Source organism: Streptomyces sp. NBC_01571, assembly GCF_026339875.1.
Lineage (GTDB): Bacteria > Actinomycetota > Actinomycetes > Streptomycetales > Streptomycetaceae > Streptomyces.
Genome location: NZ_JAPEPZ010000001.1, coordinates 4,421,780 through 4,438,924, shown reverse-complemented (window position 1 = coordinate 4,438,924; position 17,145 = coordinate 4,421,780). Strand labels below are relative to the sequence as shown.

Genomic DNA, 17,145 nt, shown 5'->3' with positions numbered 1-17,145 from the left:
CAGGCGTGACCCAGATCTCCTCCCTCTCTTGTTAGGCGCATGGTGCGGCCCTGCACACTGGTCCGCATGAACGATTGGCCCGACGGGTGGGACGACAGCCGCAACAACGGCGGCAACCGGTACGGTCGCGGCAGCGCGGGCGCACAGCCCGAGAGCGCCCGCGTCATGCGGCAGGTTCGGCGCGGCCCGGCCTCGCCCGGTCCGGGCCCCGGCGCCCCGCCCTACGGCGGAGTGCCCCAGCAGCCGAACTACGGGGACGGCCAGGGGTACGGCGACGACTACGACAACGGATACGACTCCGGCTACAACACCGGCCAGGTCTACGGATCGCCGAACGGCCCCGGGGGTCCGCAGGGTCCCGGTGGCACCGGCACCCGCGGTCCGCGCCCCGCGCCGAACTGGCGGCGCCGGATCAAGTGGACCGCGATCACGCTGGTCACGCTGCTGGTCGTGGTCTCCGTCGGCACGTACTTCTGGGCGGACTCCAAGCTCCACCGTGACGTGGATCTGTCGAAGGTCATCGACCGGCCCGACGGGGGCAAGGGCACGAACTATCTGATCGTCGGCTCCGACAGCCGCGCCGGCATGTCCGCCGAGGAGAAGAAGAAGCTGCACACCGGGTCCGCCGAGGGCAAGCGCACGGACTCCATGATGATCCTGCACACCGGCGACAACGGCTCCACGCTGGTCTCGCTGCCCCGTGACTCGGACGTGGAGATACCGACGTACAAGGGCTCCGACTCCGGCAAGACGTACCAGGGCACCGGCCGGCACGTGAAGCTGAACGCGGCGTACGCGGAGGACGGCCCCGAACTCCTCGTGCGGACCGTCGAGTTCAACACCGGTCTGCGCATCGACCACTACGTGGAGATCGGCTTCGGCGGCTTCGCGAAGATCGTGGACGCGGTCGGCGGCGTCGACATGACCCTCGACAAGGGCTTCAAGGACAAGTACTCCGGCGCCGACTTCAAGGCGGGCAAGCAGACGCTGAACGGCGAGCAGGCCCTCGCCTTCGTCCGTACCCGGCACGCCTTCGCCGCCTCGGACCTGGAGCGCACGAAGAACCAGCAGAAGTTCCTGGCCGCCCTGGCCCACCAGGTCGCGACCCCGACCACGGTCCTGAACCCCTTCACGCTCTACCCGACGATGGGCGCGGGCCTGGACTCGCTGACCGTCGACAAGGACATGAGCCTGTGGGACCTCGCGGACATGTTCTGGGCGATGAAGGGAGTCACCGGCGGCGACGGCAAGTCCATGAACATGCCGATCTCGGGCTCCACGGGCGGCAACCTCGTCTGGGACAAGACCAAGGTCAAGGCGCTGGTCGACGAGCTGAAGAACGACGACAAGGTGACGGTCTCGGGCAACTGAGGACCCGACGCCCCGCAGCCGTGACAGGGCCCCGCCGAGCATCTCGGCGGGGCCCTGTCACGGCCGGCCCTAGGGGCACAGCACCTCGTCGCCGGTCACCACGGCGGACGACTCCGCCTGGGGCGGAGCGTCGACCCGTACCCGTCTGACCTCCTTGAAGTCCGCCCCCGCGAGCACTTTCAGCACCGGCCCCTGTCCGGCGACCGCGCGCAGCTCGCTGCCCGGCAGCGCCGCCGCCAGGGAGCGCGCGGAACGGTCCCAGCGGGGGTCGTACGCGATGACGGTGTGCTTCAGCCCGGTTTCCCGCGCGGCGGTGGGCTGTCCGGTCGTACGGAACCCGGAGGCGGCGAGCGCGCCGTCCACCCGCCTGCCGAGGCCCTCGGTGGAGGTCGCGTTCTGCACCTGGACGTGGATCTGCTGCGGGGCCACCTCGACGCGTGCGACCGCGTTGCGCACGGCCGCCTGGTGCGGCGGGGCGAGCGGCTTGTCGTCGCGCAGCGACCGGAAGAGGTGGGCGGCCTTCGGCCCGTCCCACTTCAGCGTCGAGCCGATGCCCTTCACGGCGTAGCCCATCTGCCCGATCGGCACGGTGGTGAACTCGGAGGAGGAAGGGGAGAAGTTGCGCATCGCCCGGCCTAGGTCCAGCAGCTCGTCCGTGCCGAAGCCCTTGTCCGCGCGGACCGAGCCGAGCACGGCGCGGGTGACGTCACGGAACCGCATCGGGTTCAGCAGCACCCCGGAGGAGGTGGCCCGGCTGATCAGTGCCGCCAGGAACCGCTGCTGGCGCTGCATCCTGCCGAGGTCGGAGGCACCGTCGACGTGCCGGGAGCGCACGTACTGCAGCGCCTGCCCGCCGTTCAGCTCGTGCGTGCCGGCCGTCAGGTCGAGTCCCGTGTACGCGTCCTTCAGGGGACGCGTGGTGCAGATGTCGACGCCACCGAGCACGTCCACGGTCTTCATGAAGCTGGTGAAGTCGACCTCCAGGTAGTGGTCGATCTTCAGGTGGGTCATGTTCTCGACGGTGCGCACGGTCAGCTGCGGGCCGCCTTCCGCGTACGCCGCGTTGAGCTTGATCGGGTGCGCGCCGTGCGGTGTCCCGGTGGTCTGGTCGGTGTGCGCGGGCGTCTCGGCGTACGAGTCGCGTGGCAGGCTGACGACGCTGGCCCGCTCCTTGTCCGCCGCGATGTGCACGATCATGATCGTGTCGGTGCAGTGACAGGGGGCTCCGCCCAGTCGGTACTTGCGCCGCTCCCCCTCCGTGATCCTGTCGCGGCCGTCGGTGCCGACCAGCAGGATGTTCATGCCGTGGCCCGCCGCGGGGCGGTTCTTCATGTCCTTGAAGGGGTCGACCCGGGTGATGTCCTCGTCGAGGCTGGTGACCACCGCGTGCCCGATGCCCGCCGAGGCGAGGACCACCACCGACAGCGTGGTGACGACCCGCATGGCCCAGCGCGGCTTCCTCCTCCGTACGGGGGGCCGCGCCGGAGGCCGCCGGGTGCGGGACGGCTGCGGGCGGCCCTGGTGAGGAGGCCGCCGCGGGCGGGCGGGGTCGGGAGCATGGGGCGGGGCGGCGGAGCGGGGCGACGTGGGCAAGAGGGACACCTCCGCGAGGCTGGGCGTGGGGATGCGTGAGCACGGTAGGCAGATACGATCTGCTGCCCGGCCCGTAGGCAGGGCGGCGCGCGCCCGTGTCCCCCATTCGCGGTAACGTGACGTCCGATGAGCGAGAAGTCTGGCGTGCAGCCCCCCGCCGTATCCGTGATCATGCCCGTCCTCAACGAGGAGCGGCACCTGCGCGGAGCCGTCCAAGCGATCCTGGCGCAGGAGTACGAGGGCGAGATGGAGGTGGTGATCGCCATCGGTCCGTCCACGGACCGTACGGACGAGATCGCGGCCCGGCTCGTGGCCGAGGACCCGCGCGTGCACACCGTGCCGAACCCGACCGGCCGCACCCCCGCCGCGCTCAACGCGGCGATCAGGGCGTCCCGGCACCCCGTCGTCGTCCGCGTCGACGGGCACGGCATGCTCTCGCCGAACTACATCGCCACCGCCGTCCGTCTCCTGGAGGAGACCGGCGCGCAGAACGTCGGCGGCATCATGCACGCCGAGGGCGAGAACGACTGGGAGCACGCCGTCGCCGCCGCGATGACCTCGAAGATCGGCGTGGGCAACGCGGCCTTCCACACGGGCGGCGAGGCCGGACCGGCCGAGACCGTGTACCTCGGCGTCTTCCGGCGGGAGGCGCTGGAGCGGCAGGGCGGCTACAACGAGGAGTTCATCCGCGCCCAGGACTGGGAGCTGAACTTCCGGATCCGGGAGGCCGGCGGCCTCATCTGGTTCTCGCCCGAGCTGAGGGTGTCGTACCGGCCGCGGCCCTCCGTCAGGGCCCTCGCCAAGCAGTACAAGGACTACGGACGCTGGCGCCATGTCGTCGCCCGCTACCACGAGGGCTCCATCAACCTGCGCTACCTCGCCCCGCCGACCGCGGTGTGCGCGATCGCGGCGGGCGTCGTGGTGGGCGCGGCCCTCACGCCCTGGGGCTTCCTGATCCCCGGTGGCTACCTCGCGGCGATAGCCGCCGGTTCGCTGCCCGCGGGCAAGGGGCTGTCGGCCAAGGCCCGCCTGCAGATCCCCGTGGCCCTCGCCACCATGCACATGTCCTGGGGCTTCGGCTTCCTGACCAGCCCGCGAGCGCTGGCCAGAAAGGTGATCGCCTCACGGCGTCCCGCCGTACGGGAATCCGCCGCTTCATGAGACCGCGGCTCGTCGGCACGCGTGCGCGCCGACGAGCCCTCCCCGACACCGCCCTGACATGCGTCCGCCCCGCGCCCGCAGCGACGCACGACGGACCCGTCGAGTCACCTACGAGGCGCACTTCTCCTTGTCCGCCGTGGACTTGTCGACCTCCGGCGCCTTCGTCGCGGCGGTGAGCGGCTCGCCCGCGCCCTTGAAGTCCTTGCCCAGGGTCAGCGTCATCGCGGGCAGCCCCTGGGAGTTGGTCACGCTCTTGCCGGGCTTCAGCGCGGATCCGGACAGCCCCATGATCTCGGCCAGCCGGCGTGCCTGAGCGGCCTGGTCGGGCGCGTACTCGAGCGTGGTCTTACTCAGTGCCGTGGGCGCGTTGCCCGCGTTCTCGGACTTCAGCACGCCCTCGGAGTTCTGCAGCCAGGCGAGGGTCAGCTGAGCGGAGCCGCCGGCGGCACCACCGTTGAGGATCCGCACCCGCACCTCGGAGGCCGCGGACTTGGTGCCCTTGAGGCGGGCGGCCTGGGCGTCCTTCGCCGCCTTCTCCTTCTTCTTCACCTCGGTGAAGGAGACGTCGTTCCTGATCGCGTCGAAGACGTCGGGGGCCGCGGCCGGATTGACGATGACCGTCTTGTGGTACTTGCCGTCGGCCGGGTTGTCGAGCACCGGCACCGTCATGAAACTGATGTTCTTCGTCGGCACCTTCTTCAGCTCCAGGGCCACGTCCTTGAGCGTGCTGACGCTTCCTATGCCCGTGTCCACCGTGAGCGCCTTGGTGGCCGCCTCGGCCAGGCTGATCAGCTTGGTAGGGCTGGTGAGGGTGTCGCTGGAGCTCATCTTGCGCATGAGGGAGGCCAGGAACTGCTGCTGCACCTTGATACGGTCCAGGTCGCCCTCATTGCCCCAGCTGTGGCGGGTGCGGACGAACGCCAGCGCCTGCTCACCCTCGACCTTGCTTTTGCCTGCGGGCAGATTGAGGTGCGAGTCCTTGTCGTTGACGGCGTGCGCGAGGCAGACATCGACGCCTTGCACCGCCGTCGTCAGAGTCTTCACCGCGTTGAAGTCCGCCATCATGAAGTGGTCCACCGAGATGCCGGTGAGTTCCTTCACCGTACGCATGGTGCAGCCCGGGTCGCGACCGTCCTGCCCCAGGCTGATGTTGAAGCGGACGTTCTCCGTGCCCGGGACGACCTTGGTGCTGCCGTCGGGCTGCTTGGTCGGGCAGTCAGGGACGTTCGCGATCAGGTCACGCGGGATGCTCAACGCGGTCGCGTTCGTACGGTCCTTGGAGACGTGCAGCAGGATATTGGTGTCGGCGTGCCCCACGCTGTTCGCATCGCCGTAGCCCTCGTTGCCCTTGCCGGTGCGCTTGTCGGTGCCGATGATCAGGATGTTGAAGGCCTCGTCCTTGCTGAAGCCCTTCTTGCCCGCGCTGCCGACATCCGTCGTGCTGACGTTGCCCTCGAGGTGCTTGAGGTAGAGGTACCCCCCGGCCGACACGGCGATCAGCACGAAGGCCATCGAACCGCCGGTCCACAGCAGGACCTTCTTCGCCTTCGACTTCTTGGGCTTCGTCCGCGTCCGGCGGCGGCCCGGCGGCGGCTCGGCCGGGGCACCGCGGCGTCGGCGCGGCCCTGGGACGTCGGTGTTGGGCGGCGCGGGACTGTCCCGCTCCGGCGCCGTGCGCGCACGCTGTCCCGACCTCCCTCCCGCTCCCGTCGGCGCGGGGTTGCCGCGACGCGGTCTCGGGACTCCCGACTGCGGTGCGGAAGCGGTCAGTCGCAGTTCGTATTCGCCGGTGTTCGGGTTGAGCACCCATTGGTCTGCGGGATCGATATTGTCCGCCCGCCCACGGCCTTGCGCGTCCACGGTTGTCTGAATCCTCCGTCGGGGCCACGCGGCGCCCTTCCCCCTCAGGGCGCTCGGGTCTCTCGGTCCAACAGTGCGCGACCCCCAGGACAGACCTCGTGGCCGGGTGCACCGGATCGCTCACACTATCTGCCCAGGTCAGTGTCGAGCGACGACGGTGACAAATTCCACTTGCCTACAACTGGGCAATCCGCCCTATACCTCAGGGACTTCTTAGCTCAGCAGTTCCCGTCCTTGGCGCACGCTTTACCCGCAGGCGTCCTCGGCCGCGGTGTTGCCCCGGAAAGTCGGCGCGGGGGGAGAGGTGCCGGCGGGTGAGAGACCCTGTTCGCCTGGCCACTTCCCGTCGTCGCGCGACTGCACTTCGTAGTCGAATGCGAAGTCGTACGCGCCTTCATCGCGGCCCTCGAACGAGTTCCGCGCGGGGCCAGGACGGCCCGTCGCCGCATTCCCGCTCCGCGTTCCGGAATCCTCCGGAACGTCCGCGGGAGACCCCTTCGGAAGACCCTTGGTGACCGCCACCGGCGTGTCCGAACGCAGCCGTGCGAAGAGCTGTGCCGCCTCGGGCTCGACGAGTTGGTCGCGATTGGCGTTGTACGCGTACGTCGTCCGGGGCACCGTCAGGAATTGCACCCGTTCCACGGGAATGTCGCGCATGCCGCGCACCAGCTCGTACAGCCCGCGCAGGCTCGCCAGATCCGGGTCGGTGGTGAGCGAGGAGGTGGCCGCGTCGAGCACGGGATAGAGCTTCGTCGGATTCAGCAGGACGTCGTTGCTGCGCACCTTGCTGACGAGCGCGCCCAGAAACCGCTGCTGGCGGTCCATCCGGTCGGTGTCGCTGCCGTTGCCGATGCTCTTGCGGGCGCGCACGTAGCCGAGGGCCTGTTCGCCGTTGAGCGTCACCTCGCCCGCGGGCAGCCTCAGCTTGGCGTCCTTGTCGTCGATGGGCTGCTTCAGGCACACCTGGACGCCGTCCACGGCGTCGACCATGTCCTTGAAGCCGTGGAAGTCGACGACCATGTGATGGTCGACGCGGATGTTCGTGAGCTTCTCGACGGTCCGGATCGTGCAGGCCGAACCGCCCTGCTCGAAGGCGGAGTTGAACATCGCGAACGCCGGCCGGCTGCGGGTGCCGTCCGGGCGGCGGCAGTCCGGCAGATGCACCATCAGGTCGCGGGGCAGCGAGACGGCGGTCGCGCTGTGCCGGTTCGCTGCCAGGTGCAGCAGGATCGTGGTGTCGGAGCGCTCGGTCCCGGAGTCGCGGCCGTACTTCCGGTTCCCCTTCCCCGAGCGCGAGTCCGATCCGATCAGCAGGATGTTCTGCGCCCCCCGTACGAGCGCGGTGGGCCGCTCCTTCTCGTACCGGGCGAGCTCGGCGGCCGCGTCGTTGTCCGCCGTGATGTTCCCGTTCAGCTTCTCGTACACGGCCCAGCCGGTCCCGCTCGCGGCCAGCACGAAGACGCCGAGCCCCAGGGACGCGTTGCGCAGCCACAACCGCCGACGCCGCCGAGCGAGCCCGGTACCGGTGGCCGACGCCCCCGCTCCCGGCCCTGCGCTGTCGGTCACGTCGGGGAACCCCCTCCTGGCGTACGGGCGTGTCGTGCTGCGGTGTTCCTACGACCATGGCCCGCCGGACCGCCCGAGGCCGGCCGCTGATAGCCCGAACGGGCGACACCCCCCAGGGGCACGGGGAACGGCGCGCCCAGCCACACACGGCCCGCACTCTCGAAGGGGGCGCGGCCGGCCATCTCCCGGTGGGGGTTCCGGGCGCCCAGGCTCCCGGCGGCCTGTACGGGCTGTGCGCCGTCAGGGGCGCGGGGAACGGCGCGCTCAGCCAGGTACGCCCCGTACTCGAGGGCGCGTCCGGTCATCTCCTGGTGCGGGTTCCGGGCGCCCGGGCCTCCGGCGGCCTGTACGGGCTGTGCGCCGTCAGGGGCGCGGGGATGGGCGCGCCCAGCCGCATACGGCCCGCACTCGAGGGCGCGGCCGGCCAGCTCCTGGTGCGGGTTCCGGGCGCCCGGGCCTCCGGCGGCCTGTACGGGCTGTGCGCCGTCAGGGGCGCGGGGATGGGCGCGCCCAGCCACACACGGCCCGCACCCGACAGCCCAACCCCACCAGCCCCCCCGGCACAGGCACCGGCACCGGCACAGGCCCGCGCTAGCGAACCGTCGCGGTCACCCGTTCACTCTCGACCCGTTTCGCCAGCCCTTCGTCACCCAGCCGCTCCAGATGCCGGCACAACACCACGGACGCACCGGTCGACAGCGGCGCGTACAACCCCGCGCTCAGCCCCTCCCAGGTGTCGTACGCGAGCCCCGACAGGATCCGCGAACCGGGCCCCGTCAGCCCGAGCGCGGGCGCGCCGGACCGGGCCCGCTCCACGACCTCGGCCCCCGTGTACTCCGCCCCAGCGACGATCAGCGCGGCCTCCTCCGGGTCCACCGCGGCGTACGGCGCGAAACGGTCCCCCTGGCTCGGCACCTCCACCGCGTAGTCGGCGAAGCCCGCCGGCGGCTGCGGGAAGCGCCCGCCGAGCGGCCGCAGCGCGAGCGCGATCCGCTCCCCGGTGCAGGCGCGGGCCGCCTCCAGCGTGTCCGGTCCGCTGACCACCAGGTCGGCCGCGGCGGGGTCGCCGCCCATATCCGCGACCACCCCCACCGACGAACACGCCAGCAGCCACACCGCCGTCTGCCAGTGCGCGGGCAGCAGCAGCGCCACCCGGTCGCCGGGTTCGGCGGACAGTTCGCCCTGGAGCAGGTTGGCGGTCTTGGCCACCCAATTGGCGAAGGTGGCCACGGACAATTCGACACGTTCACCCGTGGCGTCGTCGTAGAAGGTCACCAGCGGGCGGGCCGGGTCCGCGGCGAGCGCGGATCGCAGCAGGTCGGCAGGGGTGCGATCGGTGGCGTTCACGCGCAGAAGCGTACGCGGACCCCGCGCGCGGGACGGACCGGCCGTGCCCCCGGTTCGGCCGAGCACAGCAGACGGTCCGTCACATCACCAATGGACAGATATGTATGACTATGTCCACGATCAGGGGCATGCGTGGATTCCTTGCTTCCTCGGTCGGCGTCACCTGCGCGGCCGCTCTCGCCCTTCCGCTGGCCCTGTCCGCCCCGGCACAGGCCCTTCCCCAGGCGGCGAAGACCGAGCCCGCCGTCCCGGGCAGCACCCAATCCCTCCCGCTCGTCCCGCTCGGCGACGACCGCGGCCTCGGACCCGCCGCGCCCGAACAGGGGGTCGCCAGACGGGCCGTACGGTCGTTCTCGCTCGTCGGCGTCATCTGGGACGACCCCGACACCGAACTGCGCGGCCGCGTCCAGGTCCGTACCCGCGCCTTCGGCACCGCCCACTGGACCGGGTGGCAGGACATCGAGACGCACAACCACGAACACGGCGCCGACCCCGACACCGCCGAGAGCGGCTCGGGCCGGGTGCGCGGTTCCACGGCGCCGCTGTGGGTCGGGGACTCCGACGGCGTCGAGGTCCGCGTCCAGGCGGCGGTGGACGAACGCTCGACCTCCCCCGGTGAGTCGCCCCTCCCCAGGGGCATGCACCTCGAACTCGTCGACCCCGACGGGGGACCCCGGTCCGAGGCCGCGCCGACGACGGGCGGCCGCACCGCCGGGTGGAACGCCGGGACGGGCTCCGCGACCACCGTCGCGGCCCCCGTCGTGGACGCCGCCGCGGCCACCGCCTCCGCCCGCGAAGCGACCGCCGCCAACGCCGGACTCGCGCCGCTCGGCGCCACCGTGATCCCGGCACTCTCCAAGGCCCGCACCGAGCGCGAGTACCTCGCCGCCCACCCGGGCGAACCGCGTGCGAAGCCGTACATCGGCGCGCGCCCGCGCATCGTCACCCGGCGCGGCTGGGGCGCGGACGAGGGCCTGCGCGAGCGCGGTTCGGTGTACACCAAAAAGGTGAAGGCCGCCTTCGTGCACCATACGGCCTCCGGCAACAACTACCGCTGCTCGCAGGCCTCTTCGGTCATCCGCAGTATCTACCGCTACCACGTCAAGAGCAGCGGCTGGCGTGACATCGGCTACAACTTCCTCGTCGACAAGTGCGGAAACATCTACGAAGGCCGGGCCGGGGGCGTGGCCAAGCCCGTCATGGGCGCCCACACCCTCGGTTTCAACAGCGACACCATGGGGATCGCCGTCCTCGGCAGCTTCGCCCGCACGAAGCCGGCCGCTGCCGCGCTGAAGGCCATCGGGCGGCTCACGGCATGGAAGCTCGGTCTCTACGGAGTCGATCCGCGCGGCAAGACATACCTGAAGTCCGCGGGTGGCAATCTCTACCGAAAGGGCAAGAACGTACGACTCAACGTGATCTCCGGCCATCGGGACGGGTTCGCCACGGAGTGCCCGGGACGACTCCTGTACGGCAAACTCGGCTCGGCCCGTACGACCGCGGCCCGGTACCAGGGCCGCTGAGGGGGCTGGAGGCCATCGTGGAGCCCCACGTCCGACGGACCCGGCCGTCGGGCCCGGCATCGGCCCCGGCCGTCGAGGACACCCCACCGCCGTCGAAGGCGCCATCGAACGGACTGCATACACTGACCGGCCGGAACACCCTTCGGCCGGTCCCGGCAGGAAGCAGAGACGACAGGTGACAGAAGCGATCCTCCTGGTCGGTGGCAGAGGCACCCGGCTGCGCCCGCTCACGGTGAACACCCCCAAGCCGATGGTTCCGGCGGCCGGGGTGCCCTTCCTCACGCATCAGCTGGCGCGGGCGAGAGCGGCGGGCGTCGAGCACATCGTCCTGGCGACCTCCTACCTGGCCGAGGTCTTCGAGCCGTACTTCGGTGACGGCTCGGCGCTGGGTCTCCACATCGAGTACGTCACCGAAGAGGAACCCCTCGGCACGGGCGGCGCGATCCGCAACGTCGCCGAGCGTCTGCACTCGGGCCCGGACGAGCCGGTCCTGATCTTCAACGGTGACATCCTGACGGGGCTGGACATCCAGGCGCTGGTCGCGACGCACGGGGCGACCGGCGCGGACGTGTCCCTGCACCTGACCCGGGTCGAGGACCCCCGGGCGTACGGTCTGGTCCCGACGGATCCCTCGGGCCGGGTGACGGCCTTCCTGGAGAAGCCCCAGACGCCCGCGGAGATCGTCACCGACCAGATCAACGCGGGGGCGTACGTCTTCCGCCGCTCCGTCATCGACTCGATCCCGGCCGGCCGCCCGGTCTCGGTGGAACGGGAGACCTTCCCGGAGCTGCTGGCCACCGGGGCCCATCTGCAGGGCATGGTGGACTCGACCTACTGGCTGGATCTGGGCACCCCACAGGCCTTCGTGCGGGGCTCCGCGGACCTGGTCCTCGGCCGAGCCCCCTCGCCCGCCGTCCCCGGCCGCTGCGGCGACCGTCTGGTGCTGCCCACGGCCCGGGTCGCCCCGGACGCCAAGCTGACCGGCGGCACGGTCGTGGGTGAGGGCGCGCACGTCGGCGAGGGCGCGCGGGTCATGGGCAGCACCATCCTGTCCGGCGCCGTCGTCGAACCCGGCGCCGTCATCACCGACTCCCTCGTCGGAGCCCACGCCCGCATCGGCGAACGCACCGTCCTCTCCGGCACGGTCGTCGGCGACGGCGCGGTGATCGGCCCCGACAACGAACTCCGCGAGGGCGTACGCATCTGGTGCGGGGCTCACATCCCAGCGGGAGCGCTCCGCTTCTCCTCGGACCAGTAACCACCTGGCAAGGGCGTCCGGCACCCGGCACGGGCGTCCGCCACCCGGTGCGGGCGTGCACTGTTCAGCGCGGGCCCGCACCCTCAGCCCGTCCGGTGTTTGAGGACGAGCCCTTCGGGCGAAGCGGGGCTCCAGGGGGCGGCAGCCCCTTGGCGAGGGTCTGGGGGCGGAGCCCCCGGGACGGGACGGGTAGGGGCGGCGGGGGCGAGGAACATCCGGCCCCGTCACCCCACGCACCCCCCGGATCACAACCGCCCGATATCCCCACGCGGCATCCGCGGCACCCGCCGCGCCGGCGTCCGCCCCGACAACAGAATCAACCGCGCGGCCCGATGCCGCTGCCCGGCATACGGCTCCAGCAACGCCAGCATCACGGCATCATCCGCATCGCGGTCCCCCGCCAACGCGTACCCCACGATCCCCGGCAGATGAAGATCCCCGACCGTCACCGCGTCCGCCGCACCGTGACTGCGCTGCACGGTCTCCGCCGAGGTCCACGGCCCGATCCCGGACACCAGCTCCAGCCGCGCCTGCGCCCGCTCCGCCTCCATGCCCATCGCTTCCTCCAGCCGTGCCGCCACCCGCACGGCCCGCAGGATCGTCGAAGCCCGCTTGTTGTCGACTCCGGCCCGGTGCCACTCCCAGGAGGGGATCAGGGCCCAGGTCCGAGGCGTCGGCATGACGTACATCCGTTCCGGTGCGGGCCCCGGCGCCGGCTCCCCGAACTTCCGTACGAGCAATCGCCACGCCCGATAGGCCTCGTCCGCCGTGACCTTCTGCTCCAGAACGGACGGAATGAGCGACTCCAGCACCAGCCCGGTACGGGTCAGCCGCAACCCCGGCCGCCGGTGCCGCGTCGAGGCGACCAGCCGGTGCCGCGGCTCGAAGGCGGCGGGATCGTCCGACGCGCCGAGCATGTCGGGCAGCTGTTCGAGCAGCCACCGGGCCCCCGGCCCCCACGCCTCGGCCCGGACTTCCCCGGACCGCACCGCGACCCGCAGGGTCCCGGCGCCGGCGGGCGTCCTGCTGGCCCGCCACACGGACCCGTCCGGTGTCGCGCGGAAGGTCGGGTCGCCCGGCCCCCGGCGCAGCGGCCCGAGCACCAGACCGAGATCGAGCGGACCGGGCGGTGTCCAGGTCCGTCCGAGTCCGGGCCCGGCCGCCTGCCGCGGTACGCCGGGGCCGGCGCCCGCGGGCACGTCGACCTGCCCGCCGCGCACGGTCGTACGCGTCGGCCGGGGGGTGAATCGTCCAGCCACGGAAGAGGTCCTAAGGGTGCTCGGGTCGCCCTACGAGGGTAGGCGCTCCCGGCACCGTGGACACACGAGCCGCCCAGGTCCCCCGGAGTCGCGGGCCCCGCGCCTCGCACCGCCGCCGCTCAGCGCACCTCGACGAACGCCCCGGCGTCCCGCTCGGGCCGCGCCCCGGGCGCCGTCGCCGCGTGCCCGACGGCTACGGCACCCATCGGGTCCCAGTCCTCCGGAAGGGCCAGCACGTCCCGTACGACGTCGCGGCAGAACATCGTGGAGGACACCCACGCGGAGCCCAGCCGCTCCCCGGCCAGCGCGACGAGGAAGTTCTGCACCCCCGCCCCCATGGCGACGACGAACATCTCCCGCTCGGCCGCGTCCCGGCGCGGGTCGCCGTACGTGTGGGACCCGTCCGTCACCAGGCACGGCACCACCAGGTAGGGCGCGTTGCGCAGCACGTCGCCGCGCCGCACCCGCTTGGCGATCGACTCCTCGCTCTTCGCGTCCCCGCGCAGATCCTCGATCCACGCGTCCCGCATGGCGTCGAGCAGCCGCGTCCGCGACCGGGCGGACTCCAGCAGCACGAACCGCCAGGGCGTGGTGTGATGCGGCGCGGGCGCGGTCACCGCGGCGGCGACCGCACGCCGTACGGCGCCCGGGTCGACCGGCTCGTCGGTGAAGGCCCGTACGGTACGCCGCTGGGTCACCGCCTCCCGTACGGCCTCGGACGTGCCCAGCCGGAACATGTCGTCGCGCGCGCCCCGCACCATCGCGCGCGTCCCCGCGCCGTCGTCCTCGGCCACCACCTGGGGCAGCCCGCGCACGACGGCGACCGGCAGCCCGGAGGCCTTGCCCTTGACCAGGTCACCGGCGCCGGCGAGCTCGTCGGCGGTGGCGACGACGGTCGCGCTCAGCGGATTGCCGTGCGCGTCGGTGCCGCCGCGCAGGTCGTCCAGCACCCGTACGCCCGCGGCGCCGATGGCGACGTCGGTGAGCCCGGTGCGCCAGGGGCGCCCGAAGGTGTCGGTGATCACGACGCCGACGTCCACCCCGAGGGTGTCCCGCAGGCCCGCCCGGATCGTCCGGGCGGACGCGTCGGGGTCCTCGGGCAGCAACAGGACGGTCCCGGCCGGCGTGTTGGAGGCGTCGACCCCGGCGGCGGCCATCACGAGCCCCTGCCGGTTCTCGACGATCCGGAGCGCGCCGCGGCGCGCCACGACCCGTACGGTCTCGGCGTCGATGGCCGCCTCCCGGTCGGAGGCCTCCACCAGGCGCCCCTCGGCCTTGGACACGATCTTCGAGGTGACGAGCAGGACGTCCCCGTCGGCCAGCCCCGGCTCGGCCCCGGCGATGATCTTGGCGAGGTCGTCGCCCCGCTGCACCTCCGGAAGGCCGGGCAGGGCCCAGACCCGGTAGCCGACAGCGGCATCCGAGCCTCCGCCGTCGTCCTTGCCGCCCGTGCCGCCCGCACCGTGCGCACGGCCCGTGTCGTCCGTCGGCCTCACGTCGCCCGTGGCTCCCTCGTCCTCGACCGGTCCGCCGCTCAAGCGCCTCGCACCTCCTCCGCCAGCGTCAGCGCCTCGTGGGCCATCCGTGCGGAGGCGTCGAGGTCGGACATCATCAGCGGTACGGAACGGCAGCGGATGCCGGCCGCCTCCACGCGCTCCACGGTGGACGCGTCCACCGTGTCGACGAGCCAGCCGTCCAGGAGCCCCGAGCCGTAGTGCTCGGCGACCGCGGCCGCGGTCGACTCCACGCCGACCGCCGCGAGCACCTTGTCGGCCATGCCGCGCACGGGCGCGTCCCCGACGATGGGGGACAGGCCCACCACGGGCACGCCCGCGTCGGCGATGGCCTCCCGGATGCCGGGCACGGCGAGGATGGTGCCGATGGACACGACCGGGTTGGACGGCGGGAAGAGGATCACGTCCGCCTCCGCGATGGCCTCCAGGACCCCGGGCGCGGGCTTGGCCTGCTCGGCGCCGACGGGCACGACGGCCTCGGCCGGCACGGAGGCGCGCAGCCGCACCCAGTACTCCTGGAAGTGGATCACCTTGCGCTCGCCGCTGTCCGGCAGCGTGACGGCGACATGGGTCTCCACGCGGTCGTCGGACATGGGGATCAGCCGGACGCCCGGCTTCCACCGGTCGCACAGGGCCTCGGTGACCGCGCTGAGCGGATAGCCCGCGCTCAGCATCTGCGTCCGCACGATGTGCGTGGCGAAGTCGCGGTCGCCGAGCCCGAACCACTCGGGCCCGACCCCGTACGCCGCGAGCTCCTCCTTGAGGTGGAAGGTCTCGTCGGTCCGACCCCAGCCCTGCTCCTCGTTGATGCCGCCGCCGAGGGTGTACATCACCGTGTCGAGGTCCGGGCAGACCTTCAGCCCGAAGAGATGGATGTCGTCGCCGGTGTTGCCGATGACCGTGATGTCCGCGTCCGGCGAGGCCCGCTGGAGACCACGAAGGAACCGGGCACCACCGATGCCGCCTGCCAGAACCACAATGCGCATGGTGTTCAGTCTCGCAGGCGGCTACGACAAGGTGTGAGTCGGTTACTGGACCTCGGCGACGGCGCACCGCGCCCCGTGCATCGGCATCTCGGTGAGACCCGGGTAGTAGACGTGCAGGCTCACGGCCGGTTCGAGGGAGTCGTTGACGACCTCGTGGGCGTACCCGGGCGCGAAGACCCGCTGCGCGCCCGCGCCCAACGCGCGCCTGCCGCGGTCGGTGCGCTCCGTCAACACGCCGTCCAGGACGGTGAGTACGCCGGAGGAGGCGCCGTGGTCGTGCAGACCGCTGCCTTGTCCGGGCACCCAGGAGAGGAGCCACACCTCGTAGCCGGGCCCGGTGTGCAGCCGGTGGTACCAGCGTGAGGTCGCGTCGTACTGGACGAGGTGCTCCCACCGGGAGCGGTCGGCGGAGACGGCGCGGGCGAGGCCGACGAAGTCGGCCACGGTGGCGGGGTGCTCGCGCGGCGGCTGGAGCAGGTGCGGGACTTCGAGGATGTCGCCGGCGATCTGGAGGTCGCTGTCGCTGTTCATGGGTGCGGTGGTTTCCTCGGCGGAGAGTGCGGGGGACCCCCTGTTCGAGCGAAGCCGAAAACGTGGGGGAGGGTCGTTGCGTCCGGGTCGCGGACGGGGAGAGGTGCCCTGGTGCGGGCGTTCGCCCCTGCGAGGGGCGGGGATTCGCCTCAGTGGCGGCGAGGCAGCCGGAGCGCGGTGAGGCTCAACAGCTGGAACAGCGACAACAGCTGCGGCGAGCGAGGGCAGCACCCTGGGACCCGGCGGTGCGGGTCGACGTGCGTGCCAAGTTCGCGAGCATGCCCACTAGCACACCGGTTCACACCCGGACTGTCAACTTCCTGTCCGGTATGTGGGAGATGTTTCACCTCATCCGGTTCATCTGTAAGGCGAAAGGTTTGCTCAGTAGCCGCCCCGGACACATGGCGCACAACCGGGCGCGCAAACCTCGGCACGATCCTGTGATCCAAATGTGATCCGGTTCGCTCCGGGACGCGCGTCGGAACGAGATCGAACTTCTGGACGTCCTTCCCTGTAGCGGGTCGGAGGTCCGGTCGGACCCTTGAGGCTGTCATGGTTTATGCCGATTTGAACACTTTCCGCATAGCCTTGGTTCCGCAGAGTGAATAAGGGGCCCAATAGCAGATCTCGGCTTGACTGGCCCGGATCGGCACACTTGTAATTTCACTCGTGTCGTTCAGCCGAAAACGGTAACGACAGCATCACGGGGACGCGAAAGACAGACGAGGGGCGCACATGACCGAGCTGGTGCAGCAACTGCTGGTCGACGACGCGGACGAGGAACTCGGCTGGCAGGAGCGCGCGCTGTGCGCCCAGACCGACCCCGAGTCCTTCTTTCCCGAGAAGGGCGGCTCCACCCGCGAGGCCAAGAAGGTCTGTCTCGCCTGTGAGGTCCGCTCCGAGTGCCTTGAATACGCGCTCGCCAACGACGAGCGGTTCGGCATCTGGGGCGGTCTGTCCGAGCGCGAGCGGCGCCGTCTGAAGAAGGCCGCCGTCTGACCGCGCACGACACCGTCCGAAGCAGGCCGCCGTCCGACCGAACGGCGCACACCTCTCCGTACCGACACGTAAGGAACGGCCCGTCGCAGGTGGGTTATCCACAGGCGGCGGGCCGCCGTGTTGCCCAGCCGTTAGTGTGGGCCCTCGTCCGAGACGCCCAGCTGTCCCCGCCGGACA

At 71.5% G+C, this 17,145-nt stretch carries 13 protein-coding genes; 5 read left to right on the top strand and 8 right to left on the bottom strand.

The window, feature by feature from the left end; genetic code table 11:
• Positions 1 to 66: 66 nt before the first annotated feature.
• Positions 67 to 1,371 (top strand): LCP family protein, encoded by a 1,305-nt coding sequence (locus OHB41_RS19805; protein WP_266699555.1) that lies wholly within the window; start codon positions 67 to 69, stop codon positions 1,369 to 1,371.
• Between the two features lie 69 nt (positions 1,372 to 1,440).
• On the opposite strand, the gene OHB41_RS19800 is transcribed toward OHB41_RS19805, so the two are convergent.
• Positions 1,441 to 2,964 carry an LCP family protein gene (locus OHB41_RS19800; protein ID WP_451289659.1) on the bottom strand — a complete coding sequence of 508 codons (1,524 nt, stop codon included), beginning with the start codon at positions 2,962 to 2,964 and terminating at the stop codon, positions 1,441 to 1,443.
• A 126-nt stretch (positions 2,965 to 3,090) separates the two neighbouring features.
• Between OHB41_RS19800 and OHB41_RS19795 the strand changes: the two genes are divergently transcribed.
• Complete coding sequence (locus OHB41_RS19795; RefSeq protein ID WP_266699554.1) at positions 3,091 to 4,125, top strand: glycosyltransferase family 2 protein; 1,035 nt, start codon at positions 3,091 to 3,093, stop codon at positions 4,123 to 4,125.
• Positions 4,126 to 4,233: 108 nt separating this feature from the next.
• On the opposite strand, the gene OHB41_RS19790 is transcribed toward OHB41_RS19795, so the two are convergent.
• The 3 genes from OHB41_RS19790 to OHB41_RS19780 form a co-directional block, all read right to left on the bottom strand.
• Complete coding sequence (locus OHB41_RS19790) at positions 4,234 to 5,985, bottom strand: LCP family protein (protein WP_266699553.1); 1,752 nt, start codon at positions 5,983 to 5,985, stop codon at positions 4,234 to 4,236.
• A 246-nt stretch (positions 5,986 to 6,231) separates the two neighbouring features.
• Positions 6,232 to 7,551 (bottom strand): LCP family protein, encoded by a 1,320-nt coding sequence (locus tag OHB41_RS19785; protein WP_266699552.1) that lies wholly within the window; start codon positions 7,549 to 7,551, stop codon positions 6,232 to 6,234.
• A gap of 591 nt (positions 7,552 to 8,142) precedes the next feature.
• Positions 8,143 to 8,898, bottom strand: a complete 756-nt coding sequence (locus OHB41_RS19780) for a TIGR03089 family protein (protein WP_266699551.1) — start codon at positions 8,896 to 8,898, stop codon at positions 8,143 to 8,145.
• Positions 8,899 to 9,026: 128 nt separating this feature from the next.
• Here OHB41_RS19780 and OHB41_RS19775 point away from each other — a divergent pair, with 128 nt between their 5' ends.
• Both OHB41_RS19775 and manB read left to right on the top strand, forming a co-directional pair.
• Positions 9,027 to 10,421, top strand: a complete 1,395-nt coding sequence (locus OHB41_RS19775; RefSeq protein ID WP_266699550.1) for a peptidoglycan recognition protein family protein — start codon at positions 9,027 to 9,029, stop codon at positions 10,419 to 10,421.
• 175 nt (positions 10,422 to 10,596) lie between these two features.
• On the top strand, positions 10,597 to 11,679 hold the full coding sequence (gene manB, locus OHB41_RS19770; RefSeq protein ID WP_266699549.1) for a mannose-1-phosphate guanylyltransferase: 1,083 nt from the start codon (positions 10,597 to 10,599) through the stop codon (positions 11,677 to 11,679).
• A 245-nt stretch (positions 11,680 to 11,924) separates the two neighbouring features.
• On the opposite strand, the gene OHB41_RS19765 is transcribed toward manB, so the two are convergent.
• The 4 genes from OHB41_RS19765 to OHB41_RS19750 form a co-directional block, all read right to left on the bottom strand.
• Positions 11,925 to 12,938 carry a DNA-3-methyladenine glycosylase family protein gene (locus OHB41_RS19765; protein ID WP_266699548.1) on the bottom strand — a complete coding sequence of 338 codons (1,014 nt, stop codon included), beginning with the start codon at positions 12,936 to 12,938 and terminating at the stop codon, positions 11,925 to 11,927.
• Positions 12,939 to 13,057: 119 nt separating this feature from the next.
• The gene (locus OHB41_RS19760; RefSeq protein ID WP_526025051.1) at positions 13,058 to 14,434 is read right to left on the bottom strand and encodes a coenzyme F420-0:L-glutamate ligase; all 1,377 of its coding nucleotides are present in this window, start codon (positions 14,432 to 14,434) and stop codon (positions 13,058 to 13,060) included.
• 38 nt (positions 14,435 to 14,472) lie between these two features.
• Complete coding sequence (gene cofD, locus OHB41_RS19755; protein ID WP_266699546.1) at positions 14,473 to 15,438, bottom strand: 2-phospho-L-lactate transferase; 966 nt, start codon at positions 15,436 to 15,438, stop codon at positions 14,473 to 14,475.
• 42 nt (positions 15,439 to 15,480) lie between these two features.
• Positions 15,481 to 15,969: a cysteine dioxygenase gene (locus OHB41_RS19750; protein WP_266699545.1), complete on the bottom strand. Its 489-nt coding sequence runs from the start codon at positions 15,967 to 15,969 to the stop codon at positions 15,481 to 15,483.
• A gap of 735 nt (positions 15,970 to 16,704) precedes the next feature.
• On the opposite strand from OHB41_RS19750, the gene OHB41_RS19745 reads away from it, so the two are divergent.
• Positions 16,705 to 16,968 carry a WhiB family transcriptional regulator gene (locus tag OHB41_RS19745; RefSeq protein ID WP_003975777.1) on the top strand — a complete coding sequence of 88 codons (264 nt, stop codon included), beginning with the start codon at positions 16,705 to 16,707 and terminating at the stop codon, positions 16,966 to 16,968.
• Positions 16,969 to 17,145: the final 177 nt, after the last annotated feature.

Coding starts and splice junctions, on each gene's coding strand:
- OHB41_RS19805 (WP_266699555.1), top strand. CDS start 67: ATGAACGATTGGCCCGACGGGTGGGACGACAGCCGCAACAACGGCGGC.
- OHB41_RS19795 (WP_266699554.1), top strand. CDS start 3,091: ATGAGCGAGAAGTCTGGCGTGCAGCCCCCCGCCGTATCCGTGATCATG.
- OHB41_RS19775 (WP_266699550.1), top strand. CDS start 9,027: ATGCGTGGATTCCTTGCTTCCTCGGTCGGCGTCACCTGCGCGGCCGCT.
- cofD (WP_266699546.1), bottom strand. CDS start 15,438: ATGCGCATTGTGGTTCTGGCAGGCGGCATCGGTGGTGCCCGGTTCCTT.
- OHB41_RS19750 (WP_266699545.1), bottom strand. CDS start 15,969: ATGAACAGCGACAGCGACCTCCAGATCGCCGGCGACATCCTCGAAGTC.
- OHB41_RS19745 (WP_003975777.1), top strand. CDS start 16,705: ATGACCGAGCTGGTGCAGCAACTGCTGGTCGACGACGCGGACGAGGAA.